Raw genomic sequence first — 24,296 nt, 5'->3', positions numbered from 1 at the left:
GTCGTTGAGCCAGGTATGAGTGCCAACGACATGACAGGTCTCGTGCTCGCGGCCGGAGCCGGGCGCCGGCTGCGCCCGTACACGGACGAGCTGCCCAAGGCGCTGATCCCGGTCGACGGGGACACCACGATCCTGGACATCGCGCTGCACAACCTCGCCCAGGCGGGCCTGCCCGAGGTCGTGGTCGTGGTCGGCTACCGCGCCGACGCCGTCTCGGCCCGCGTTCCAGACCTCGAGAAGCAGCACGGGGTACGGCTGACGCTCGTGCACAACGACCGGGCCGAGGAGTGGAACAACGCGTACTCCCTCTGGCTCGCACGCGACCACTTCGCCCGCGGCGCGCTGCTCGTCAACGGCGACACCGTGCACCCGGTGAGCGTCGAGAAGACGCTGCTCGCCTCGCGCGGGCCCGGCATCCTGCTCGCGGTCGACACCGGCAAACAGCTCGCCGACGAGGAGATGAAGGCCCGCTTCTCCCCCGACGGACTGCTCACCCGGATCACCAAGCGGATGGACCCGGCCGAGGCGCACGGTGAGTACATCGGCCTCACGCTCATCGAACCGGCCGCCGCCACCGGGCTCGCCGACTGCCTGGAAGCGGTCTGGCGACGCGACCCGAACCTCTACTACGAGGACGGCTTCCAGGAGTACGCCGACCGGGGCGGCGCGATCCGGCACGCGGACATCGGCGACATCCCCTGGGTCGAGGTCGACGACCACGCCGACCTCGCCCGCGCCCGGACCGTGGCATGCCGCTACTAGCCCGCACGATCCTCACGCCGCTCCACGTCGACGTGCGGCGCGGCGCCGTGGCCGACCTGGGCCGCATCCTCGCCGACGGGCGGATATCCGCGGGCGGCGACGTGGCAGTGGTGGTCGGGCACGGCGTGGGCGCGCGCGTCGCGGACCTGATCCGGCCCAGCCTCGGCGCCGCGGACATCTTCACCGTTTCCGGCGGCACCCTTGACACCGCGAACGAGCTGGCCGCGAAGCTGCGCGCCCGGTCGTACGACGCGGTGGTCGGGATCGGCGGCGGCACCACGCTGGACACCGCGAAGTACGCGGCCACCCGGTACGGCATCCCGATGGTCTCGGTCGCCACAAGCCTCGCCAACGACGGCATCGGATCCCCGGTCGCCAGCCTGGTCAACGACGGGATGAAAGGCTCCTACGGGGTACACATCCCGATCGCGGTGATCGTCGACCTGGACTTCGTCGAGGCCGGCCCGTCCCGCTACAACCGCGGCGGCATCGGCGACGTGCTCAGCAACCTCAGCGCGCTCGCCGACTGGGAACTCGCCCGCGACGTCCGCGGCGAACCGGTCGACGGCCTGGCCGCGTCGCTGGCCCGGATGGGCGCGGAAGCGCTGCTGCGCCACCCCGGCGACATGACCGATGACGGCTTCGTCACAGTGCTCGCCGAAGGACTCATCGCCAGCGGGCTGGCCATGGCCGTCTCCGGCTCCAGCCGCCCGTGCAGCGGCGGCTGCCACGAGATCATGCACGCGGTCGACGTGCTCAACCCCGGCACCGGCTCACACGGCGAACTGGCCGGGATGGGCGCGCTGTTCTGCACGTTCCTGCGCGGCGACGAGCTGCGGTTCCGGCAGATGTCCGCCTGCCTGGCTCGGCACGCGCTGCACCGTACCCACCGGGACTTCGGCCTTTCCGACGAGCAGTTCGCCGACGTGGTCGGCTTCGCGCCCCGCACCCGCCCCGACCGATACACGATCATCGAACACCTGGACCTGGGCCCGAAGGAGATTCGCATGCGGCTGGCAGACTACGTTGATGCAGTCCAGCGCTCCTGATCACCAGCCGGCCGAGTCCGACTTCTACCGCGTCAACCGCGGCGGCGGCCTCTACAGCGAGGCAATCAGCCAGCGGCTCGGCGCCAAGCTCGCACTCTTCGGCTACCGCAAACGCCTCGCGCCGACCACGCTGACCATCTTCAACCTCGGCATCAGCGCGGTCGTCTCCGCACTTGTCATCGTGACCGCCGGCCCGGTCGCCGACGGTGAGGTGCCAGGCATCGTCATCGGCCTTATCGCCCTGGCCGGCTGGCAGCTCGCCTACGCCTTCGACTGCGCCGACGGCCAGCTCGCCCGGGTCACCGGCCAGACCAGCCCCGACGGCGCCCGCGTCGACGTGCTCTGCGACGTGGCCGGCCAGATCGCGCTTGTCGCCGCGCTCTCCTCGGTCGCCGTCGCCCACGAGCCGGCCACCCCCGCCTGGCTGATCGGTCTCTTCGCCGGCGGCTGGATGGTCAACCTCATCACGTCCGTCATGGCCACCGGCCCGAACCCGGTCAGCCTCCTCAACTCCAGCACGCTCCCGATCCGCCTGCTGAAGCTGATCCGCGACTACGGCGCCGTCATCGCCGTGGCCGGCATCGTCCTCACCGTCGCCCCGATCGCCATGGTCTGGTTCATCGGCGCTTTCACCCTGGTCAACGGCGCCTTCCTCCTCACCAGCATCGCCTTCAGCGCCCGCAACGCCCTCCGCGAACACGACCTCCCCCGCGGCTGATTTTTTTTACCCGGTGGGAGAGAGGCCGGCATCGGTGAGAACGATGACGCCGGTAGGGGACTGACACTGGACCCGAATGGTCATGAGGTCGCCCTTCTCCAGATCCGCGGCGAGCGGCTGGGGACCGGCCATTGTGGCGGCTCGCTGCGCGCCGGCCTCGCGTGTGACCATCGTGCCGTCACGCTGCCGGGTGCCGATGGAGACGGTGACGTGGGTGACTGAGGCGCGGTCCGGTTCGGGCTCGTAGTACGGCCGCACCATGGCGTTCAGGCTCAGATACCGCCCGCTCAGAGCGTATGAGACCTCACGTACCGCGTCACCGGCGGCGTTGGACGGGCAGGCGATTGCGAGCGGATGGGCATAGCCGTCAGCGTCCCGGAGTGGGCGGGGAAGCTCGGTCAGGCTTCCACCGCCCTTCTCGGGCGAGAGCGAGTCGAGGGGCACGACGGGAACCGGCGTTGTCAGCCGTCCGGTCGCCGGTCCCGGCGTCGGCTTGCCGTTCGTCGGCAGGGTCGCCGTGGTACTTGCCGCCGTGTCCTGCGGCGGTCCCACGGTGGCTTCCAGCTGCGCCCAGGCGAAATAAACGCCGACCACCGTGGCAATCAGGCTCAGCACGGCAACCAGGTGACCGAGGTTCTGCTTCCGATCGGAGGTCGGTCGCCGGCCCGTTTCGGGGGAGGAGGTCACTGTTCCGCTCACCTAACAGCCGAAATCGATCGTCCGGTACGGAGAGAACTCCAACCGAACGGCAATGGATAAATGTCCGCTTAAATCTCATCACGAGGCGTTCAGTAGCGGCTTTCTCCCTGAGAATAGAGCCGGCGACATCGTCGCGAATCGACGACTCGGGCATTCACGGATCGTCGATTAATTGGTCGGCTCAGCCTTTCTGGAGATGCTCATATGGCCACAACACCAGAATTCAGCGTCGGGCAGCCCACGATTGGCCCCGACGGTCCCCCGCAATCACCCGGTCAGCCGACGCGTTCCGGGTCGAGGACGCGGCGGCGAGGCGGCCTCCTGACGGTCACGATCAGCATGGTCGCGTTGCTGGTGTCGCTCGGGTCGATGGCGGTCGCGGTCAGGGCGTTGGACCGGGCCGACATGGCCCGGGACTTCGCACTCACCGCCCGTGGTCAGCAGCCGGTCACACCCGCCACGCCCCAGCCGCTGCCGAGCACGGTCGTCGAGACCACCGAGGCATCGGCGCCGGTCGAATCGACTCCTGCGACCGTTCCCACGTCCACCGCGATACCGGACCTGAATCCAGAGACCCGCTACAACATCAAATACGAGGCCGAGGTGCTCGATCTGCAGTGGCCCAATGGATGCGCACCGAGCGAGAGAACAAATGTTGATCTCGACGAACCACGTGTGATCGTGTTCGGCGGCCCAGGAATTGATCTCTCGCTCGGCAGATGTGGAAACTCCCGATCGCCGAATCCGGATTTTGAGCTTCAAGGTGGCGCACAGGGCGCGTTGATCACTTCCCCTACCGCCACACCGCAGGATTGCGCAGAACGCATCCAGAAGGGTCCGTTGCTTCCCGAAACCAACATTCCCGCGCGGCAGGGACAACTGTTCTGCGTGCTCACCGACTTCTCCAGCGCTCAGCAGGCCGGCGATACCCGCAAAATGATCCGGGCCGAAGTAAAGGGCGTCGCGGCCAACGAGCGCGTCAGCATCGAGATCACGGCCTGGATCATTCCGTGACGGCGGGTCAGGCGCGGACCGGGACGATTGCGGAGGAGCCGAGGAGGCGGCCGTTGTCGGCGAAGGCGTCGGCGCGGAGGTATTCGGGGTCGTTGGTGACGGTGAGGGCGGTTTCGAAGCCGGTGCGGTCGCCCTCGGCCACGACGCCGAGGGTGCCGGGCTGGCGGCCGGCGCGGATCTGCCAGGTCTCGATGTCGGTGGCGCCGTTCCAGCTGGCGTAGGCGACGAGTTTGCCGGCCTCGCGGCGCAGGCCGACGGCGGGCTGGTCGGCGGGCTCGGCGGTCCAGGTGGCGCGGGATGCGCGGTAGGACTGGCTGTCGGAGGGGAGCCGGCCGTCGAAGAGGACGGTGCCGTCCTCGGCGAACTCGGTGAAGTACGGGAGTTCGCCCCAGCCCACGAACGACCGGCCCTCGGGGCGCTCCTCCATGCTGCCCTGGGTGGCGGCGGAGAGGCGGCGCGGGTGGATGTACTCGTGGGCGAGCGTGGCGGTCTTGGCCTGTTCGTCGAGGGTGAGGATCAGGCCGCGGGAGCGGTCGTGCTCCTTGGTGATGCCTGCCGCGTTGTCGAAGAGGCTGATTGTGCCGTCGGTGCGCCGGCGCGCGTCGTGCTGCCAGGAGAAGGCGGCGGCGGCCGGAACCGTGAAGTCGCTCTTCCGGCCGCCGAGGCGCCAGATGACGTCGCCGGTGGTGCGGTCCACCTTGTAGATCGTCCAGGTGTGCCGGGCGGAGATCAGCAGGTTGCCGTCGGTGTCCTCGGCGACCGAGTTGGCGTGGAAGTAGTCGTACGGCAGGAGCGCGGAGTCGCCGGTCGGCAGCGGCGCGAACGACTCGGAGTAGGGCACGTGGTCGCTGGCCCGCCACTCGAAGACAAGCTTCCCGGTGGCGATGTCCACCTCCTGGAGCACACCGTCGTGAAGCGCGCCGGCGGCCGGCCCGCCGACCGGGGTGAGGTCCGCGGAGATCGGCCGGTAGACCCAGAACAGCGCGGTGCCCCGGTCGGTGATCTTCAGGTCGTGCTGGTCGGCCTGGGTGACGCCGTCCGCCCGGATCCGGGTGACCTCGCGGTAGCGGTTGTCGAAGATGACGAACTCGCCCTGTCCTATGCCGAGGCCGCCGGTCCCGCCGATGAGTCCCTCCCACCAGGTCAACACCGGCTTGTCCTGATATTTCTGGACCTTCAGGTCGATGGCGACTGTGGCGGGCTCCGGCACGGGACGGAACCACACCGGCACGCCTGTCGCGTCCACGATCAGCGGGCCGAACTGGCCCTTGCCCTGGCCCGGCGTCAGGAAGACGTGGCCGGCGCCGGGGTCGGGCGCGGGCGTCGAGACGACCACCCGCTGCACGTGCAGGTCGGGCCGGGACACGAAGTTGAGCAGGTTGTCCGCGCCACCGGCCTCGGCGCCGCGGTTGGCCTCCCGGGCGGAGTCCGCGCCGATGACGAAGCCGGCTCCGCAGCCGGCCAGGCCCGCGGCCGCGAGACCGCCGCCCGCGATCAGGAGCTGACGGCGCGACCAGCGGCGCGGCGGCTCGGGCAGGTTGTCCGGCATCGCGCTGATGGGGGAAGGAGGAATCATGCTTCGCTCTCCGTCACGCGTCGCGTCATTCCCAGGGGAATCGCGAACTACGCTCTCAATTGGCTGAGAAGGTCGTCGTACACGTCGAGCAGGCGGCGGGTCACCACCTGCGGATGGAACGTCGACTCGTACCGTGCCCGCGCCGCCGCGGTCAGCGCGGCCGCACCGGCCCGGGCGACCGGCAGCGCGGCGGACAGCTCCCCCGCGTCCGCGCGCACCACCCATCCAGCATCCCCGACCAGGTAGGGAATGCCGCCGAGCGCGGTGCCGAGCACCGGCCGGCCCGCGGCCAGTGCCTCGATCGTCACCGTCGGCAGCACATCGTGCCAGGTCGAGACCACCATGACCACCGCCGACCGGCGCAACGCCGTGTGCACGCCGTCCCGGTCCAGCACGCCGAGGTACTCCACGTCCGCGCGCGCCGCGGCCGCGGCCTCCACCTCCGGGCGCAGTTCGCCGTCGCCGGCGATCCGCAGCGGGCCGAGCGCGCCGTCCGGGTGCCGCCGCCAGGCGTCCAGCAGCAGGCCGAGGCCCTTTTCCGGGGACAGCCGTGCCAGGTAGAGGAAGCCGTCGCCGAGTGGGGTGGGCGGGCCGGGGTCGGGCACCGCGTTCGGCTTGACCACGATGTTCGCGGGCGGCACGCCGTACCCCCGCAGATGCTCTTGAATCTGGGCGGTCAGCGCGATGAAGCGGTCGACGGAGCGCCAGGTGGGGCGGTGCACCGCGAGCGCGGTCGCCATGATCGCGCTCTGCGCCCGCGAGCCGCGGTAGCAGCCGTGCACGATCGCGGGCAGCGGGAACGTGCGGTCGCGGCAGTCCGTGCAGATGCGGCCGTCGCGGAAGAACAGGCCTGGCGCGCAGACCTGGCGGTAGTTGTGCACGGTCTGCACCACCGGGACGCCGTGCCGGTGCGCGGTGCGGACGATCCAGGGCGAGATCAGCGGGTACGGGTTGTGCAGGTGCACGATGTCGGGGCGATGTTCACGCAGCGCATCGGCAAGGTCGCGCTGAGGCGCGTAGACGGGCGAGATCGGCAGGAGCGCCTTCTCCCGCACGGACATCGCCGGAATCGCGTCCGAGCTGCGGAGGAATGGGATCACCTCGACGCCCGCGCCGGACAGTTGCGCCATTTCCTGAATAACGATCGTGTTCTCGCCGGACGGCATGGCGTCGCGGTAACGATTGTGCGCGACCAGGACCTTCATAGGTCTAAGAAGCTACCGTTCAAGACGTGCCAGAGTTACCGGAGGTGGAAGCGCTCGCCGCGTACCTTCGCGAGCGCGCGGTCGGCCGCACCGTCGACCGCCTGGAGATCGTGGCGATCAGCGCCCTGAAGACGTACGACCCGCCGCCCACCGCGGTCGCGGGCCTGACGGTCACCGGGGCGGGACGGCACGGCAAATTTCTCGACGTCGAGTTCGGCTCGGAGATACACCTGGTGGCGCACCTCGCGCGGGCCGGGTGGCTGCACTATCGGGACGCGTTTCCGGCCACCACGCCGCTGAAGCCCGGCAAGGGGCCGATCGCGGTGCGGGTGCGGCTTGACGACGGCTCCGGCTTCGACCTGACCGAGGCCGGTACCAAGAAGAGCCTCGCGGCATACCTGGTCCGGGATCCGGCGGAGGTGCCGGGCGTGTCCCGCCTCGGGCCGGACGCGCTCGCGGTCGACCTGGAGACGTTCACCGCGCGGGTGACCAGCCGGCGCGGGCAGATCAAGGGCGTGCTCACCGATCAGGAGATCCTGGCCGGGATCGGCAATGCGTACTCGGACGAGATCCTGCACGTGGCGAAGCTGTCCCCGTTCGCGCTTACCAACAAGCTGACGCCGGAACAGCTGGGCCGGCTGTTCGAGGCGATGCGCGCGGTGGAGACGGACGCGGTCACCCGGTCGGTGGGTCAGCGGGCCGCGGAGCTGAAAGGCGAGAAGCGTTCGGGCTTCCGCGTGCACGCCCGGACCGGGTTACCGTGCCCGGTCTGCGGCGACACTGTGCGTGAGGTCTCGTTCGCGGACACGAGTCTGCAGTACTGCCCGACCTGCCAGACCGGCGGGAAGCCGCTCGCGGATCGGCGGCTTTCCCGGATCGTGCGATAAATCTCCACAGTAATCGCTCACACCCTCAGCGTGACCTGCACGGACTCCCCAGCGGCCGGAGATGAACAATGCGGTCTCAACCATGAAGCAAGCGTCTCGCCGTTCTTTCGCACCGGGCCTCCGCCGGTATAGTGTCCCGGTCTCACGTACCGAAGCGCGGAAACACCGGCCCTCCGGCCGGTGCCGGTTTCCCGGACCGAGCGACGGAGCGTAATGTCTGCCGGGTCACCGCTACGCCCGAGGAGACATGGGAAACTGATGCGGTGGGCTTCCCATAGCCCGGAGGGCGGGTGGGAAGCACCTGCCCCGCGGGAGGACGTAGGTGAGGTGACGACGAGCCTCCAACGCCCGGTCGTCAAAACAGGCCGGAGCAACAGCGTGCCCCAGTACGACGAGTTCGAGATTCAACCTGCCCAGCCGGAGCGGACCACCAACGGTGTGCCGCGCTCCGCATGGTCACGGGCGAAGCGCACCGTCTCCCGGTGGCACCGGCCGTACACGGTCATGTTGCTCCTTCTCGACTTCGGCGCCGCGGCCCTTGCCAGCCTGATCGCCATCTCGCTCTTCGAGCAGGCGATCTCGGGCTTCCAGACGGACAACGGCGAGCCGTGGTTCCAGGCCGTGGCGTACCTTCTGCTGCCGGCCGGCTGGCTCGTGGTGCTGTGGGCCAACGGCGCCTACGACCGCCGTTATCTCGGCCTCGGTACCGATGAGTTCAAACGGGTGACCCGGGCTTCGGTGACGGTCGCGGCAAGCGTGTCCTTCATCGCGTTCGCCACCAAGACCGATCTTTCCCGTCTCTCCGTGGCCACCGCGCTTATCGGCGCCACCGTCTTCATCGTCCTCGCGCGCTACCTGGCGCGGCTGGTGCTGCACATGGCCCGCCGCCGGTTCGGCGCGGCCGCGCAGCGCATGGTGCTGCTCGGCACGCTGCCGGAGACGCTCGAGGTCTACACCGCTGTCACCCGCAGCCCGGCCGCCGGCCTGGTGCCGGTCGCGATCCACCTGACCGACGGCTACGCCGCCGCGAAGGGCCTGGAGACGCCGGTCCCGGTGCACGCGGGCAAGGACGTGCTGGCGCTGGTCCGCGAGGTCGGCGCCGACACGATCGCGTTCTGCGGCTCGGCCAGCGCGGAGCCCGGCGAGCTGCGCCGGCTGGCCTGGCAGCTTGAGGGCACCGGCATCGACCTGGTGGTGGCGCCGCAGCTGACCGACATCGCCGGTCCGCGCGTGCATATCCGGCCGATCGAGGGTCTGCCGCTGCTGCACGTCGAGGAGCCGACGATCTCCGGCCTCGGCTGGCTGGTCAAGAACGTGATGGACCGCGTCGCGGCCGCGCTGGGCCTGGTCCTGCTGTCGCCGCTGCTGCTGGCGATCGCGATCACGATCAAGATCTCCGACCCCGGGCCGGCGTTCTTCCGGCAGTCGCGGGTCGGCCACGAGGGCAAGGTGTTCCGGGTCTGGAAGTTCCGGACCATGTACGTCGACGCCGAAGAGCGCCGGGCCTCGATGAAGGACATGAACGAAACCGACGGAATGCTCTTCAAGGTCAAGAACGATCCGCGGATCTTCCCGGCCGGACAGTTCCTGCGGGCCAGCTCGCTCGACGAGCTTGCCCAGCTGATCAACGTGCTGACCGGCGAGATGTCGCTCGTCGGGCCGCGCCCGCTGCCGGCCGACGACGGCGACTTCCTCGGTGACGTGCGGCGGCGGCTGCTGGTCCGGCCGGGCATCACCGGGCTGTGGCAGGTGTCCGGGCGCTCGGACCTCTCCTGGGACGAGGCGGTCCGGCTTGACCTCTACTACGTGGACAACTGGTCGCTGGCGTACGACCTGAGCATCCTGTGGCGGACGATCGGCGTGGTCGTCGCACGCAAGGGTGCCTACTAGAGCCTGTACATTTCCCGCCCCCACCGTCAGGATTCGGCGGTGAGGGCGAACGTGTCTACGGCGGCTTCGGTGCTCGCGCTGATCAGCGCGCTGGCCGCGGCGGTCGCCGCCGTGATCCGGCTCCGGCAGCGGCGGGGCATCGCCACTGAGGCGCAGCGGGCGACGTACCAGGTGCTGCACACGGCCGGCATGGCGGCTGAGCCACTCCGTGCCGGGCTCGACCGGGCCAACGCGGCCAAGGCGGTACGCCATCTCCGTACCCTCGTCGGCGCTCCCGGTCTTGCTCTGGTCGGCGCGGACGGCGTGCTCGCGCTGGACGGGCGCGGCGCGCACCACAACACCCAACTGGCCGCGGCCGGTGAGCGTGCGATCGCGCAGAACCGCTCCACCGTGCTCGGCGAGTCCGACCTGCCCTGCGACCGGATGGACTGTGTGGTGCGCGGCGCCGTGGTGGCGCCGCTTACCGGCGCGGACGGCGCCTCCGGGGCAGCGCTGGTGGCGATCGCGGACGGCCAGCCGGCGCCCGGGCTGGTGCAGGCCACGCTTGAGACCGCGCGCTGGGCCGCGGCGCAGCTGGCGCTGGCCGAGCTTGACTCGTCCCGGGAGCGGCTGGCCCGCGCGGAGGTGCGGGCGCTGCGCGCGCAGATCAGCCCGCACTTCATCTACAACGCGCTGACCGCGATCGCCTCATTCGTGCGCACCGATCCGGAGCGGGCCCGCGAGCTGATCCTTGAGTTCGCGGAGTTCACCAGGTACTCGTTCCGGGCCCACGGCGAGTTCACCACGCTCGCCGAGGAGTTGCGCTCGATCGACAGGTACCTGACCATCGAGCGTGCGCGGTTCGGGGACCGTCTGCAGGTCCGCCTGCAGATCGCCCCGGAGGTGCTGCCGGTCAGTCTGCCGTTCCTATGCTTACAGCCGCTTGTGGAGAACGCGATCCGGCACGGGCTGTCCCGTAAGCCCGGCGTCGGCATGGTCAGCATCGACGCCACCGACGCCGGGGCGGAGTGCCACATCACGGTGGAGGACGACGGGGTCGGGATGGACCCCGCGACGCTGATCGCCGGGATGGCGCGCGCGGCCGCGGAGTCCGACGACTCCGGGCAGCACGTGGGTCTGTCGAACGTGGATGAGCGGTTACGGTCGGCCTTCGGTGACCAGTTCGGCCTGGTCGTGGAGACCGCCCTCGGCGCAGGGATGAAGGTGAGCATGCGAGTGCCCAAGTTCCACCCCTCGGTACGGGCATGACGGCTTTTCTGCGGGTTTTGGCGGTGGACGACGAGCCGCCCGCGCTTGATGAGCTGGCCTACCTGCTCCGGACGGATCCGCGGGTGGCCCGGGTGCACACCGCGGGCGACGCCACCGAGGCGCTGCGGCTGCTGCGGGACACCGACGTGGACGCGGTGTTCCTTGACATCCGCATGCCAGGTCTGGACGGCATGGAGCTGGCCCGGGTGCTGCGCCGGTTCGCCCGGCCGCCCGCGATCGTGTTCGTCACCGCCTACGACGACGGCGCGGTGGACGCGTTCGACCTGGGCGTCACCGACTACGTGCGCAAGCCGGTCCGGACCGAGCGGCTGGCCGAGTCGCTGCGCCGGGTGGCCGAGGCCCGGGTGATCCCGGCGCAGCGGGCCGCGATGGCCCGCGGCGAGGACGACCCGACCATCCCGGTGGAGCTGGCTGGGACGACAAGGATGCTGCCGCGGTCCGCGGTGCGCTGGGTGGAGGCGCAGGGCGACTACGCGCGGCTGCACACGTCGGACGGCTCGCACCTGGTCCGGGTGCCGCTTGCCACGCTTGCCGAACGCTGGGCCGATGCCGGTTTCGTGCGGATCCACAGGTCGTACCTGGTGCAGCTGCGACTGATAGCCGAGCTGCGACTGGCCAATTCCGGCTACGTCGTGGTGGTCGACGGCACCGAGCTGCCGGTCTCCCGCCGGCACACCAGGGAGCTGAAGGACCGGCTGGTCCGCGCGGCCAAGCAGGACTGGAACCGCTGACATGCCAGAGCGACCTCCGCGGGTACGGGTGGTGCTCGCCGAGGTCGGCCGGCCGCGTGTCGCCGCGGATCGTGCGCGCGCCGACCTGGCCGAGCAGAACCAGGTCGGTGAGGCGCTGCTACGCGGCCTGATGCGTGCCCAGTTCGCTCTCGCGGTCCGGCTGGCGGTGGTGGTCGGCGTCGGGCTGGGCGGGTTGCCGCTGCTGTTCGCGATCGCGCCGTCGATCGGCACGGTCAAGGTCCTCGGCGTGAACCTCCCGTGGCTGCTGCTCGGCGTGGTCCCGTTCCCGTTCCTGGTGGTGGTCGGGTGGGCGTACGTGCACCTGGCCGAGCGCAACGACTCCGACTTCGCCGCGCTGGTCCAGCGTCCCGGCCCGGACCGATGACGCCGAACCCGTTCGTCATCCCGACAGTGGTCCTGATGACCGCTGCCACGCTCGCGATCGGCTTCTACGGGCTGCGGATGGCGCGGACCACCTCCGACTTCCTGGTCGCCTCGCGCATGGTCAGCCCGAGCTGGAACGCGGCCGCTATCGGCGGCGAGTACCTGTCCGCCGCGTCGTTCCTGGGCATCGCCGGGCTGATCCTGAAGAACGGCGTGGACGTGCTCTGGTACCCGGTCGGGTTCGCCGCCGGCTATCTCGCGCTGCTGCTGTTCGTGGCCGCGCCGCTGCGCCGGTCCGGCGCGTTCACGCTTCCGGACTTCTGCGAGCTGCGGCTGGGCTCGCGACGGCTGCGCGTGCTCGCCACCGTGTTCGTGGTCTTCATCGGCTGGCTCTACCTGGTGCCGCAGCTGCAGGGGGCCGGGCTCACGCTGGCCACCGTGACCGGCGCGCCCTATGCGCTGGGGGCGGTGCTGGTGAGCATCGTGGTCACGGCGAACGTGGCGCTCGGCGGCATGCGGGCGATCACGTTCGTGCAGGCGTTCCAGTACTGGCTGAAGTTGACCGCGCTCGCCGTACCCGCGATATTTCTGGTCCTGGTCTGGAACTCGGACGGGCGGCCACCTGTCACGCCGCTTGAGGGACTCACATTTCCGCAGGCCACGGTGGTCACCATCGAGGCGCCGGCCACGCTCACCATGGCCGACGGCAGCACGCTTGCGGTGCACGCCGGCGACGAACTGACGTTCCCCGCCGGGGCCGCGGTGCCGGCCGTCGCGGGCGTGGCGGACGGGCTCGACTGGCTGCTGCCGGGCCGGGGCGGCAGCCTCTTCGGGACGTACTCGCTGATCCTGGCCACGTTCCTCGGCACCATGGGCCTGCCGCACGTGCTGGTCCGCTTCTACACGAACCGGGACGGCGCGGCGGCCCGGCGCACCACGCTTGTCGTGCTCGCGCTCGTCGGCCTCTTCTACCTGCTGCCCACGATCTACGGCGCGCTCGGGCGGGTCTACACGCCGCAGCTGCTGCTCACCGGCGACACGGATGCTGCGGTCCTGCTGCTGCCGGCGGCCGCGGTCGGCACCGGGCCGGGCGGTCAGCTGCTGGCCGCGCTGGTCGCCGCCGGTGCGTTCGCCGCGTTCCTGTCCACCAGCTCCGGCCTGCTCACAAGCGTGGCCGGCGTGCTCGCCACCGACGTCTTCGGCCGCGGCGGTTCGGTGCACACGTTCCGGCTGGCCGCGGTGGCCGGTGGCGCGGTGCCGCTGCTGCTCGCGCTGAACGTGGCTTCGCTTGACGTCTCCCAGGTGGTCGGGCTCGCGTTCGCGGTGGCGGCGTCCAGCTTCTGCCCGCTGCTGGTGCTCGGCATCTGGTGGCGTGGGCTGACCGCCGCGGGCGCGGTCACCGGAATCGTCACCGGGGGCGGCACCGCCGTGCTCGCGGTCCTGGTCACGGTGCTCGGGCCGCCGCTGCACGGGTGGCCCGCGGAGGCGGTGGCCCAGCCGGCCGCGTGGACCGTCCCGCTTGCGTTCGCGACAATGGTGCTGGTGTCGCTTGCGACGCGGCGGCAACTGCCGGGCACGGTCGGCGCGACAATGCTCCGGTTGCACGCGCCGGAGTCTTTACACCTCTGAGCGCCGTAACCCGATACGGTCGATTCATGACGTTCGCCTTGGCGCTGCACGGATTGGCGAAGCGGTTCGGGGACAAGGTCGCGGTGGGCGGCGTCGATCTCGAGGTGCCGACCGGGTCGTTCTACGGCCTGCTCGGGCCGAACGGCGCCGGGAAGACCACCACGCTCTCGATGGCCGTCGGACTGCTCCGGCCGGACGCGGGCACCGCCACCGTGCTCGGCCACGATGTCTGGTCCGACCCGCTTACCGCGAAACGGACGCTCGGCGTGATGCCGGACGGCGCGCGGCTCTTCGACCGGCTGACCGGCGCGGAGCTGCTCGCCTGCCACGGCCTGCTGCGCGGCATGCCGTCCGGCGTGGTGGACCAGCGGGCGCGCGAGCTGCTTGACGTGCTTGCGCTCGGCGACGCGGACCGGACGCTCGTGGTCGACTACTCGGCGGGCATGAAGAAGAAGATCGGCCTGGCCTGCGCGCTGCTGCACGGCCCGAAGATGCTTGTGCTCGACGAGCCGTTCGAGGCCGTCGACCCGGTCTCGGCCGCACTGATCAGGGACATCCTTCAGCGGTACGTGGCCGGCGGGAACACGGTGATCTTCTCCAGCCACGTGATGGAGGTCGTGGAGCGGATCTGCACGCACGTGGCGATCCTGGCCCAGGGCCGGATCCTGACGGCCGGCACGATCGCGGACGTCCGGGCGGGCCGCTCACTGGAAGACGTGTTCGTGCAGGTGGTGGGCGGCCGTACGGCCACCGGCCAGGAGCTCGCATGGCTGTGACGCCGTCGCAGCACATCGGTCCACAGCATCGCGTCGGCCCACAGCATTTCGTCGGGCTCAAGATGCGGGTGATGCGCAACGGCCTGCGCGGCCAGCGGTGGCGGATCGCGCTGTTCGTCATCGGCCTGGTCTTCGGCGCCTGGTTCTCCGTGGTCGGCTTCGTGCTGTTCTCCGCGACCGGCTTCGCCCGCACCAGCACGAGCATGGTGCTTGTCAGCGGCCTGGGCGGCGCCGCGGTGGTGGCCGGCTGGCTGCTGATGCCGCTTGTCTTCTTCGGTGTGGACGAGACGCTTGACCCGGCCCGGTTCGCGCTGCTGCCGCTTGACCGTCGCACGCTTGTCAGCGGCATGTTCGCGGCCGCGCTGGCTGGGGTGCCCGCGTTCGCCACGCTGGCCGCCACGTCGGGTCTGGCGGTGGCCGCGCTGCTCCGCGGCGGTGTGGCGGCGGGCGTTCTGCAGGCGGTGGGCGTGATCGCCGGGCTGCTGCTGTGCGTGTCGCTGAGCCGCGCCACGACCAGCGCGTTCTCCGCGATGCTGCGGTCGCGCCGGGTCCGGGATCTGGCCGCGATCCTGCTTGCGGTGCTTGCCGCGCTGCTCGGGCCGTTGCAGATCGGGCTGCTGGCCGCGGCCCGGACCGCGGATTGGAAGGTGCTGGCCGGCGTGGCCCGGGTGCTGGGCTGGACGCCGCTTGCCGCGCCGTACACGCTTGGTGTGGATGTGGCGGAGGGCCGCTGGTGGGCGGTTCCGGTCAAGCTGCTGATCACCGCCGGCACGATCGCGGCGCTGCTGTGGTGGTGGTCCGTGACGCTGGAGAGCGCGATGGTCGGCACCGCGACCACCACATCCGGCCGGGGTACGCGCGACACCCCGCACCGGTCGCCGACCGACAGGTTGTATCCGCGGCTGCTGCGTGGTCTGCCCCGGACCCGGGGCGGCGCGCTTGTGGCGTTGCAGGTGCGGTACTGGTGGCGGGACACCCGGCGGCGGGCGAACCTGATCACGTTCGCGGTGGTGGGGATGTTCGTGCCGCTGATGGTGAACATCGGCAGCCGCGGGCTGATCGAGGGGACCGCCGCGGTGCCGCCGTCGCTGACCACGGTGACCGCGTCGATGGTGTTCGTCGGCGTGCTCGGCGGCGTGGGGCTGGCGAACCAGTTCGGCTACGACGGGACCGCCTACGCCGCGAACATCATCGCGGGCGTGCCCGGCTCCACGGAGCTGCGCGCACGGGTGGCCGGCTTCGCCCTGTACCTGGGTCCGCTGGTGGTGACGATCCCGGTGGTGCTGGCACTTGTGCTGCACCGGCCGGGCTGGATCCCGTCGATGTGGGGCGCGTCCGCGGCTGCGTTCGGCTGTGGCGTGGCGATCAACCTGTTCGTGTCGGTGCTCGGCGCGTTCTCGCTTCCGGAGACGACCAACCCGTTCGCGGTGAACACCGGCGCCGGCGTCACGAAGAGCCTGTTCAGCTTCGCGGCGATGCTCTGCACGCTGCTGCTGTCGGTGCCGGTCTTCGCGATGTCCACGCTGGCCGGGAACGTCTGGGTGTGGGCCGGGCTGCCCGCTGGCGTGGTCTACGGCGGTACGGCGCTGTGGCTTGGCACCCGGTTCGCCGGCCGCCTGCTGGACCGGCGGATGCCCGAGCTGCTGTCCGCGATCACGCCACGACGATGATGTCCCCATGACTGTTGAGGAGCCCGGCGCCCGGATCCATTCGACCGACCCGTTCGCGACGCCTGATGCGGAGAAGTCGCCGGTGCGGCGGTTCCGGGGCCGGCTGGCGTCGCCGGTGACGCTGTGGACCACGCCCGGACCGGCCGGCCTGACCGTCTCCTCCACGCTTATCGCGGACGGCGACCCGGCACGCGTGCTGGGCCTGATCGATCCGGAGTCGGAATTGTGGGACGCGGCCGAGCGCACCGGCCGGATCGCGGTCACGCCGCTGGGCCCGGCACACCGGCAGTTGGCGGACCGGTTCGCCGGTCTGATGCCGGCGCCCGGCGGCCTGTTCCGGTCGGATTCGTGGACGGAGACCGAGTGGGGCCCGGTGCCGTCCGGCAGCGGCACCTGGGCGGGCTGCCGCATCGACGGCGCTCGTGACGTCGGCTGGGCGCTGCTTGTCGAGGCGACTGTCGCACACGTCGAGACGTCCGGGGACGCTGCGCCGCTTCTGCACTACCGAGGGCGATACCGCGAGCTGAGCGACCGGTAAACGCGGTGACTCAAGTCACTGGGCGCAGTGACACGTCCGTTCAGCGCATCTCCCGGCCGGGATGACGATCAATGCTTCACGGCCGGTCGGCCGCTTTCTACGGTGCGGGGGCGAATCGGCCCGACACCCGTGAAGGTTGGTGTACCGGCAACATGAGTACGGACACTCCGGACAACAGCAGATATGTCGCCGTGCAGGCGACGGACGAGTTCGCGGGGTTACGTAAGTCCCTCCGCAACTTCGTGTTCCCGATGACGGCGGCCTTCTTCCTCTGGTACGCCCTCTACGTCATCCTCTGCGCCTACGCGCGCGACTTCATGGCCATCAAGGTCATCGGCCACATCAACGTGGCGCTGATCTTCGGCCTGCTCCAGTTCGTGACCACGTTCCTGATCGCGTGGTTCTACTCGCGCTACGCCAACCAGCGCCTCGACCCGATCGCGGACCGGATCCGGGCAGAGCTCGAGGGCTCGGAGGAGGCCAAGTGAAGACGATCGACCTGGACGTGCTCGCGGCCGAGGCCACGAACGACACGGCCCGTACCCTCACGATCTCGCTCTTCCTGGTCCTCGTGGTCGCCACCCTCGGCATCACGATCTGGGCCAGCCGGCAGACGAGGAGCGCAGCCGACTTCTACGCCGGCGGCCGCTCGTTCTCCGGCTTCCAGAACGGCATGGCGATCGGCGGCGACTACATGTCGGCCGCGTCGTTCCTCGGCATCGCGGGCATCATCGCGCTCTCCGGGTACGACGGCTTCCTCTACTCGATCGGCTTCCTGGTCGCCTGGCTGGTGGCCCTTCTACTCGTCGCCGAGCTGCTGCGGAACTCCGGCAAGTACACGATGGCGGACGTGCTGGCGTTCCGGATGCGGCAGCGGCCGGTCCGGACCGCGGCCGCGGTCTCCACGATCACAGTGTCGATCTTCTACCTGCTGGCCCAGATGGTCGGTGCGGGTGCGCTTGTGGCATTGCTGCTCGGCATCAAGCCCGGCACCACGTTCATGGGCCTGAGCGCGGACGCGGCGAAGCTGCTCACCATCGTCCTGGTCGGCGTGCTCATGATCGTCTACGTGACGATCGGCGGCATGAAGGGCACCACCTACGTGCAGATCGTCAAGGCGTTCCTGCTGATGACCGGCGCACTGATCATGACGATCATGGTGTTCGCGTACTTCAAGTTCAACCTGTCGTCGCTGCTCGGCGCCGCCGCGGAGAAGTCCGGCAAGGGCGAGGCCTTCCTCCAGCCGGGCCTGCGGTACGGCGTGGAGTCGGGCGACGCGATGAAGACGCTCTGGAGCAAGCTGGACCTGCTCTCGCTCGGCATCGCGCTTGTGCTCGGCACGGCCGGCCTGCCCCACATCCTGATCCGCTTCTACACCGTGCCGACCGCGAAGGCGGCCCGGAAGAGCGTGCTCTGGGCGATCGGCATCATCGGCACCTTCTACCTGATGACGCTTGCGCTTGGCTTCGGCGCGGCGGCACTTGTCGGCAGCGCGGCCATCACGGCGCAGGACAAGACCGGCAACACGGCCGCGCCGCAGCTGGCGCAGGCGCTCGGTGAGAAGTACCTGGGTGGCGCCACCGGCGGCTCGATCATGCTGGCCCTGATCGCGGCGGTGGCCTTCGCCACCATCCTCGCGGTGGTGGCCGGCCTCACGCTGGCCTCGTCCAGCTCGCTTGCGCACGACTTCTACGCCAACGTGATCAAGCGTGGTCAGGCCTCGGAGCGCCAGGAGGTGAACGTGGCCCGGATCTCCGCCTTCGGCATCGGAGCCGTGTCCATCGCGCTGGCGATCTTCGCGCAGGGGCTGAACGTGGCGTTCCTGGTGGCGCTCGCGTTCGCGGTGGCGGCCTCCGCCAACCTGCCGGCGATCCTCTTCTCCCTGTTCTGGAAGAGGTTCAACACCTCGGGCGCGGTGTGGGCGATCTACGGCGGTCTGATCAGCGCCGTCGTGCTCGTCATCTTCTCGCCCGTGGTCTCCGGAGCCCCGTCCTCGATGTTCCCGAACTCGGACTTCGACATCTTCCCGCTCTCCAACCCGGGTCTGGTGTCGATCCCGATCGGCTTCTTCTGCGGCTGGCTCGGCACGATCATCGGCCGCGAGCCGGCGGATCCGGCCAAGTTCGCCGAGCTGGAGGTCCGCTCGATCACCGGCGCCGGGGCTCACTGACACGCTGTGCAGAAGGGGCGGTCAGCACCTGACCGCCCCTTCGCTGCGTCCGGAGCGACCTATAGTCTGGGCACCATGGTCATTGCCCAGCGTTTCGGAGAGGGCCACCGGGTTCTCGTCACCGGCGGAGCCGGCTTCGTCCCGTCGCACCTTGTCGATGCGTTGATCAGCCGTGGCTGCACGGTCGTGGTGGTGGACAACTTCATCACCGGTGCCAAGGACAACCTGGGGCACCTTGCCGACGAGCCGCGGTTCACGCTCGTCGAGGCGGACATCTCCGAGGGCCTGCCCGGTCACCACCCGGCGATCGCGGAGCGGTTCGACGCGATCCTGCACATGGCGTCGCCGGCCAGCCCGACCGACTTCGGCTCGCTGCCGGTGGAGATCCTCCGGGTCGGCTCGATCGGCACGCTCAACCTGCTTGAGCGCGCGACCTCGGACGGCGCCCGGTTCCTGATGGCCTCCACCTCCGAGGCGTACGGCGACCCGCACGTGCACCCGCAGCCGGAGTCCTACTGGGGGAACGTCAACCCGGTCGGCATCCGCAGCGTGTACGACGAGGCGAAGCGCTTCTCCGAGGCCGCGACGATGGGATACCACCGCAGCCGGGGTACGGACGTGGCGATCGTCCGCATCTTCAACACGTACGGCCCGCGTATGCGCCCGGACGACGGCCGCGCGATCCCGACCTTCATCAGCCAGGCGCTGCGCGGCGAGCCGATCACCGTGCACGGCGACGGCTCGCAGACCCGCTCGATCACCTACGTGGACGATCTGGTCCGCGGCATCCTGCTGCTGCTCGACTCGACCGAGACCGGGCCGATCAACTGCGGCACCGAGCACGAGTTCACCATGCGCCAGCTGGCCGAGAAGATCACCGAGCTGGCCGGCAGCTCCTCCTCCGTGGCGTTCGTGGAGCGCACCTCGGACGATCCGGAGAAGCGCCGCCCCGACCTGACGCTCGCCCGCACGCTGCTCGGCTACGAGCCGTCCGTCGGGCCGGACGAGGGCCTGAGCAGGACTATCGAGTACTTCCGGTCCCGAGTGAGCTGACCTGGATTTACTGTGCGTTGCCGAGCGAACGTGCGATAGCTACGTACTCTGGGATACATGTCACCCACGGCTCAAACTGGATCATTCGGCGCCGGAGAGTACCGGCGTGACGCGGGCGGCCCGCGCGGGCGGACGTCGGCGCCGAGCGGGGGCACATCGGTGCGTCCCGGGCGGGGCGCCGGCCGATCCGGGTCCTACGGAAACGGCACCCGCGCGCCGGCCCGCTCCGGTGGCGGCGGCCGGGGTGGCGAGCCGCCGCGGGGTGGCCGGGGCACCTACAGCGGCGGCCGGCCTCCGTTGCGCCCCAATTGGCGGCGCATCGCGCTTGTCGGCGGCATCGCGGTGCTGGTGCTGCTGCTCGCGCTCGGCGGCGGCCTCTGGGCGTACGCGTCGAATCTGAACGGCGATCTCAAGCGCACCGACGCGTTCTCGGACCTGCGCGACGGCCGGCCGGAGAAGCCGGTCGAGGGCACGATGAACATACTGCTTGTCGGCAGCGACTCCCGGGACCCGGACGCGCAGAGCGGCCAGGCAAGCGAGTGGCGCAGCGACACCATCATCCTGATGCACATCCCGGCCGACCATCAGAAGGCGTACCTCGTCTCGATACCGCGAGACCTGTACGTGCAGATCCCGACCAGCGCCGGCGCCGACTGCAAGGACAGCGCGCCAGACAAGATCAACGCTGCGTTCGCGTTCGGCGGCCTGCCGCTTGCGGTGAAGACCGTGGAGTGCTTCACGGACGTGCGGATCGACAACGTGGCCGCGATCGACTTCGCCGGCTTCAAGGAGGTCACTGACGCACTTGACGGTGTGGACCTCAAGGTCGAGCAGAAGACCACCTCGATCCACAAGCCGTTCCGCACCTTCGAGGAGGGTGTGAACCACATGAACGGCGAGGAGGCGCTGGACTGGATCCGGCAGCGCAAGCAGTTCCCGGACGGCGACTTCGCCCGGATGCGCCACCAGCAGGAGTTCCTGAAGGCGTTGCTGGACAAGGCCGCGAGTTCGGGCACGCTTACCGACGCCGGGCGGATGGACGCGTTCCTCAAGGCGACGACGAACGCGGTGACAGTGGACGAGAACTTCTCGCTCGTCGACGTGGCGCTGGAATTCCGCAGTCTGCGAAGTGACGATCTGACGTTCATCACCAGCCCGAACAAGGGCAGTGACGAGCGCGACGGTCAGTCGGTGGTGCTTTCCGACCGGGAGCCGGCGCTCGCACTCTTCGACGCGATCGCGAACGACCGGATGGGCGACTGGACGAAGGCAAACGCAGAGCCACAAGCCAAAACGACTCCGTGACACCTAGCGGTTTCCCAGGGGTTGTTTACCTTCCGGCAACCTCTGGGACGCCGCGTGTTTGACAGCTCGACCTTAACTTGGCGCTCATCGGTCAAGAGTCGAGGGGATCTCACGAGTGGCGGCCAAGCGACGAAAAGACCCGCTGTGGGCGCGGCTCATCCTCGTTTTCGGTGTGGTGCTGGTGGTGGTGAGCGGCGGCACACTTGTCGCCGCGCAGACGCTGATCAGTCAGGCGACCGACTCGATCACCCAGACGAACCTGTTGCAGGACAACGCCGGTGCGGCCGCCCAGGAGGGTGGCAACAACATCGACGGCGCGGTGAACCTGCTGCTCGTCGGCATCGACGCCCGCGAGGAGGGCTCCTCCGTCACGTCGGTGCTCTCCGACACGATCATCATCCTGCACATTCCGGCCACGCACGATCAGGCCTACCTCATCTCGATCCCGCGCGACTGGCGGGTGGAGATCCCGGCGTTCGCGAAGACCGGCTTCGAGGGCTCGACCGAGAAGATCAACTCTGCCTTCTCGTACGGCTACCAGGGCGACGGCACCGAGATCGAGAAGCGCAGCCGCGGCATGGAGCTGCTGGCCACCACGCTCAATAAGATCACCGGCATCACGTTCAACGGCGCCGCGCTTATCGACTTCAACGGTTTCGCAAGCGTGATCCACGCGCTCGGCGGCGTGGACATGTGCGTCGACGAGGAGGCCGAGTCGGCCCACCTCGGCGTCGACTCCGACGGCAAGCTCGTCCAGGGGTGGTACTCGGAGACCAGCGGCATCCAACTGCCGGCCGGCGTGAAGCCACTGGTCCACAAGACCGGCTGCCGCACGATGAACGCGACAGAGGCGCTCGACTACGCCCGCATCCGGAAGAGCCTCAGCGACGGCGACTACGGCCGCCAGCGCCACCAGCAGCAGCTGATCAAGGCGATCGCCAAGAAGGCCACCACAAGCGGCGTGCTCACCGACCTCGGCAAGCTCAACGAGCTGACCAAGGCGGCCGGCGACGCGTTCATCCTGGACACCCAGGGCATCGCGGTCGCGGACTACATCTTCACGCTCAAGGGCGTCGCGGCGAACGACCTGATGCTGATCAAGACGAACGAGGGCAACCTGCGCTCCGAGCTGATCGACGGCGTCTCCTACGAGTCGCTTGACGACGAGTCACTTGCCATGCTGAACGCGGCGAAGACCGGCACACTCGGCACGTTCCTGATCGAGCACCCGCAGTTCATCGCGAAGTCCGCCTGACCCGAACTTCGGCAGACTCGTTACACCAGGTGATGTCCGTATCGTCACCACCTGGGAGAGTTCGGCATGCATGTCCGGTACCGTCCTGACGCGCCGCTCGTGGAGCCCCGGTGGAACGCGCCGACCCGCGTCCAGACCATCGTCCGGCCGGTCATCGAGCCGACCCCGCCTCCGCAGAGGCCGGAGAGGCCGCAGCCGTCGCAGAGGCCGCAGCCGCCGCCGGTCACCGGGCAACGTCACCGTGCCCGGCCCCGCCGCCGGAGCCCGCTCTGGGCCCGTCTCGCCGTGACGCTCGGCGCTGTGGTGCTGATGCTCAGCGTCGGCGCGCTGGCCGGGGCGCACGTGCTGATCGACGAGGCGACCAGGAACATCACCCAGGACAACCTGCTCGGCGACGGCAGCAAGAGCGCGGCCGAGGGCGGCGACAGCGTGGACGGCGCCATCGACATGCTGCTGCTCGGCGTGGACGTACGGGAGAGCTGGCAGGAGAACAACACCCGCGCCGACACGATCGTCATCCTGCACATCCCGGCGACGCACGACCAGGCGTTCCTGATCTCCGTACCGCGCGACATGCTTGCCGAGATCCCGCCGTTCGAGCGCAACGGCTTCCCGGGCGCCACCGCGAAGGTCAACGACGCGTTCTACTACGGCGCGCAGAACGGTGGCGACTGGGCCGGCGGCGCCCAGCTGATGGCCGAGACGCTCAAGAAGGCGACAGGCATCGGCTTCGACGGCGCGGCGATCATCGACTTCGGCGGGTTCAAGAACGTCATCGACGCGCTCGGCGGCGTGCGGATGTGCGTGGACGAGGAGACGGTCTCGCACCACATGGTGCTTGTCGACGGCGAACAGATGTACAAGACGGACGCGCGCCGGGCCGGGCAGCGCTGGGCCGCCGAGCCGGTCGTCTACCAGCAGGGCTGCCAGGAGATGAACGGCACCCAGGCGCTCGACTTCTCCCGGCAGCGCTACAGCCTCAGCGACGGCGACTACGGCCGGCAGCGACACCAGCAGCAGATGATCAAGGCGATCGTGCGGAAGGCCACGAGCAGCGGCGTCACCACCAACCCGCTGCAGGTCAACAACCTGATCCACGCGGCGGGCGCGGCGTTCACGCTCGACACCGGCGGCATCCCGATCGCGGACTTCATCTTCGCGCTCAAGGGCGTGCCCGCCGGCGACGTGCTGACACTCAACACCAACGGCGGCAGATTCAACCCCGTGACCATCGAGGGTACGGAGTACGAGCAGCTTTCCGACCTCAGCGTCACCATGTTCGAGGCGGTACGGGAGGACCGTCTGCTCGATTTCGTGGTCGAGAACCCCGCGGTCGTTTCGCGGAGCTGACGCGTCGTACGCTGAAGGCGTGTTTGGATCACAACTCCCCAGCGTGACCGCCGGCGACGTTCCGGCCGGTGCCTATCTCCTCGACGTCCGCGAGCAGGACGAGTGGGACGCCGGCCACGCGCCCGGCGCCCACCACCTGCCGATGCAGGAGGTCCCGGCGCGGTTGGACGAGATCCCGTCCGACGGCGACGTGGTCGTCGTCTGCCGGATGGGCGGCCGCAGCGGTCAGGTCGTGAACTATCTGCTCAACAACGGCTGGGACAACGTGCGCAACCTTGACGGTGGCATGAAGGCCTGGTCGGCGGCGTCCCGCGACGTGGTAACCGACGATGGGAATCCCCCGCGCATCATCTGACGTCCGGCGCG

The 24,296-nt window shown here is 69.6% G+C and carries 22 protein-coding genes and 1 pseudogene; 20 read left to right on the top strand and 3 right to left on the bottom strand.

From position 1 onward, the window contains the following. Positions 1 to 30 precede the first annotated feature (30 nt). From ACIA8K_RS15740 to ACIA8K_RS15730, 3 genes are read left to right on the top strand one after another with little or no spacing between them, the layout of a single operon-like run. Complete coding sequence (locus ACIA8K_RS15740) at positions 31 to 762, top strand: sugar phosphate nucleotidyltransferase (RefSeq protein WP_396059271.1); 732 nt, start codon at positions 31 to 33, stop codon at positions 760 to 762. After that, positions 750 to 1,811 carry an iron-containing alcohol dehydrogenase family protein gene (locus ACIA8K_RS15735; RefSeq protein WP_396059190.1) on the top strand — a complete coding sequence of 354 codons (1,062 nt, stop codon included), beginning with the start codon at positions 750 to 752 and terminating at the stop codon, positions 1,809 to 1,811. The genes ACIA8K_RS15740 and ACIA8K_RS15735 overlap by 13 nt, the downstream gene beginning before the upstream one ends. Then, the gene (locus tag ACIA8K_RS15730) at positions 1,792 to 2,529 is read left to right on the top strand and encodes a CDP-alcohol phosphatidyltransferase family protein (protein ID WP_396059188.1); all 738 of its coding nucleotides are present in this window, start codon (positions 1,792 to 1,794) and stop codon (positions 2,527 to 2,529) included. Before ACIA8K_RS15735 ends, ACIA8K_RS15730 begins: the two co-directional genes overlap by 20 nt. Before the next feature lie 6 nt (positions 2,530 to 2,535). On the opposite strand, the gene ACIA8K_RS15725 is transcribed toward ACIA8K_RS15730, so the two are convergent. Then, on the bottom strand, positions 2,536 to 3,216 hold the full coding sequence (locus ACIA8K_RS15725; protein ID WP_396059186.1) for a hypothetical protein: 681 nt from the start codon (positions 3,214 to 3,216) through the stop codon (positions 2,536 to 2,538). A gap of 351 nt (positions 3,217 to 3,567) precedes the next feature. Here ACIA8K_RS15725 and ACIA8K_RS15720 point away from each other — a divergent pair, with 351 nt between their 5' ends. Continuing rightward, on the top strand, positions 3,568 to 4,242 hold the full coding sequence (locus ACIA8K_RS15720) for a hypothetical protein (RefSeq protein ID WP_396059184.1): 675 nt from the start codon (positions 3,568 to 3,570) through the stop codon (positions 4,240 to 4,242). Between the two features lie 7 nt (positions 4,243 to 4,249). On the opposite strand, the gene ACIA8K_RS15715 is transcribed toward ACIA8K_RS15720, so the two are convergent. Together ACIA8K_RS15715 and ACIA8K_RS15710 are read right to left on the bottom strand one after the other, a co-directional pair. Further along, positions 4,250 to 5,818, bottom strand: a complete 1,569-nt coding sequence (locus ACIA8K_RS15715) for an arylsulfotransferase family protein (RefSeq protein WP_396059182.1) — start codon at positions 5,816 to 5,818, stop codon at positions 4,250 to 4,252. A gap of 47 nt (positions 5,819 to 5,865) precedes the next feature. Next, positions 5,866 to 7,023: a glycosyltransferase family 4 protein gene (locus ACIA8K_RS15710; RefSeq protein WP_396059180.1), complete on the bottom strand. Its 1,158-nt coding sequence runs from the start codon at positions 7,021 to 7,023 to the stop codon at positions 5,866 to 5,868. A gap of 26 nt (positions 7,024 to 7,049) precedes the next feature. Between ACIA8K_RS15710 and ACIA8K_RS15705 the strand changes: the two genes are divergently transcribed. The 16 genes and pseudogenes from ACIA8K_RS15705 (at position 7,050) to ACIA8K_RS15630 (ending at position 24,285) form a co-directional block, all read left to right on the top strand. Continuing rightward, positions 7,050 to 7,910 carry an Fpg/Nei family DNA glycosylase gene (locus tag ACIA8K_RS15705; RefSeq protein ID WP_396059178.1) on the top strand — a complete coding sequence of 287 codons (861 nt, stop codon included), beginning with the start codon at positions 7,050 to 7,052 and terminating at the stop codon, positions 7,908 to 7,910. A gap of 258 nt (positions 7,911 to 8,168) precedes the next feature. Then, positions 8,169 to 9,800 carry a sugar transferase gene (locus ACIA8K_RS15700; protein WP_396059176.1) on the top strand — a complete coding sequence of 544 codons (1,632 nt, stop codon included), beginning with the start codon at positions 8,169 to 8,171 and terminating at the stop codon, positions 9,798 to 9,800. A 51-nt stretch (positions 9,801 to 9,851) separates the two neighbouring features. Continuing rightward, positions 9,852 to 11,048 carry a sensor histidine kinase gene (locus tag ACIA8K_RS15695; protein WP_396059174.1) on the top strand — a complete coding sequence of 399 codons (1,197 nt, stop codon included), beginning with the start codon at positions 9,852 to 9,854 and terminating at the stop codon, positions 11,046 to 11,048. Continuing rightward, complete coding sequence (locus ACIA8K_RS15690) at positions 11,045 to 11,800, top strand: LytR/AlgR family response regulator transcription factor (protein ID WP_396059172.1); 756 nt, start codon at positions 11,045 to 11,047, stop codon at positions 11,798 to 11,800. Before ACIA8K_RS15695 ends, ACIA8K_RS15690 begins: the two co-directional genes overlap by 4 nt. A 1-nt stretch (position 11,801) precedes the next feature. Further along, the gene (locus ACIA8K_RS15685) at positions 11,802 to 12,185 is read left to right on the top strand and encodes a hypothetical protein (RefSeq protein ID WP_396059170.1); all 384 of its coding nucleotides are present in this window, start codon (positions 11,802 to 11,804) and stop codon (positions 12,183 to 12,185) included. After that, positions 12,182 to 13,813: a cation acetate symporter gene (locus tag ACIA8K_RS15680; protein ID WP_396059168.1), complete on the top strand. Its 1,632-nt coding sequence runs from the start codon at positions 12,182 to 12,184 to the stop codon at positions 13,811 to 13,813. Before ACIA8K_RS15685 ends, ACIA8K_RS15680 begins: the two co-directional genes overlap by 4 nt. 26 nt (positions 13,814 to 13,839) lie before the next feature. Next, entirely contained in the window at positions 13,840 to 14,589 is a 750-nt protein-coding gene (locus tag ACIA8K_RS15675) for an ABC transporter ATP-binding protein (protein ID WP_396059166.1), read from the top strand. After that, positions 14,580 to 16,259 (top strand): ABC transporter permease, encoded by a 1,680-nt coding sequence (locus tag ACIA8K_RS15670; protein WP_396059164.1) that lies wholly within the window; start codon positions 14,580 to 14,582, stop codon positions 16,257 to 16,259. The genes ACIA8K_RS15675 and ACIA8K_RS15670 overlap by 10 nt, the downstream gene beginning before the upstream one ends. A 19-nt stretch (positions 16,260 to 16,278) precedes the next feature. Continuing rightward, positions 16,279 to 16,797: pseudogene (locus tag ACIA8K_RS15665) on the top strand (flavin reductase family protein); the annotation flags it as partial. A gap of 152 nt (positions 16,798 to 16,949) precedes the next feature. Then, complete coding sequence (locus ACIA8K_RS15660; RefSeq protein ID WP_396059162.1) at positions 16,950 to 17,285, top strand: DUF485 domain-containing protein; 336 nt, start codon at positions 16,950 to 16,952, stop codon at positions 17,283 to 17,285. A gap of 5 nt (positions 17,286 to 17,290) precedes the next feature. Continuing rightward, positions 17,291 to 18,967, top strand: coding sequence for a cation acetate symporter (locus tag ACIA8K_RS15655; protein ID WP_396059269.1), 1,677 nt, complete (start codon positions 17,291 to 17,293; stop codon positions 18,965 to 18,967). A 75-nt stretch (positions 18,968 to 19,042) separates the two neighbouring features. After that, complete coding sequence (locus ACIA8K_RS15650) at positions 19,043 to 20,020, top strand: UDP-glucuronic acid decarboxylase family protein (RefSeq protein WP_396059160.1); 978 nt, start codon at positions 19,043 to 19,045, stop codon at positions 20,018 to 20,020. A gap of 57 nt (positions 20,021 to 20,077) precedes the next feature. Beyond that, complete coding sequence (locus ACIA8K_RS15645; RefSeq protein ID WP_396059158.1) at positions 20,078 to 21,325, top strand: LCP family protein; 1,248 nt, start codon at positions 20,078 to 20,080, stop codon at positions 21,323 to 21,325. 115 nt (positions 21,326 to 21,440) lie between these two features. Next, positions 21,441 to 22,580: an LCP family protein gene (locus ACIA8K_RS15640; RefSeq protein ID WP_396059156.1), complete on the top strand. Its 1,140-nt coding sequence runs from the start codon at positions 21,441 to 21,443 to the stop codon at positions 22,578 to 22,580. 66 nt (positions 22,581 to 22,646) lie between these two features. Beyond that, positions 22,647 to 23,930 carry an LCP family protein gene (locus ACIA8K_RS15635; protein ID WP_396059154.1) on the top strand — a complete coding sequence of 428 codons (1,284 nt, stop codon included), beginning with the start codon at positions 22,647 to 22,649 and terminating at the stop codon, positions 23,928 to 23,930. A 19-nt stretch (positions 23,931 to 23,949) separates the two neighbouring features. Further along, positions 23,950 to 24,285 carry a rhodanese-like domain-containing protein gene (locus ACIA8K_RS15630; RefSeq protein WP_396059152.1) on the top strand — a complete coding sequence of 112 codons (336 nt, stop codon included), beginning with the start codon at positions 23,950 to 23,952 and terminating at the stop codon, positions 24,283 to 24,285. The last annotated feature ends 11 nt before the right edge of the window (positions 24,286 to 24,296 follow it).

Source organism: Catenuloplanes sp. NPDC051500 (assembly GCF_044454585.1).
GTDB lineage: Bacteria > Actinomycetota > Actinomycetes > Mycobacteriales > Micromonosporaceae > Catenuloplanes.
Note: the sequence above shows the minus strand (reverse complement) of the source record. Positions and strands in the feature narration are given on the sequence as shown.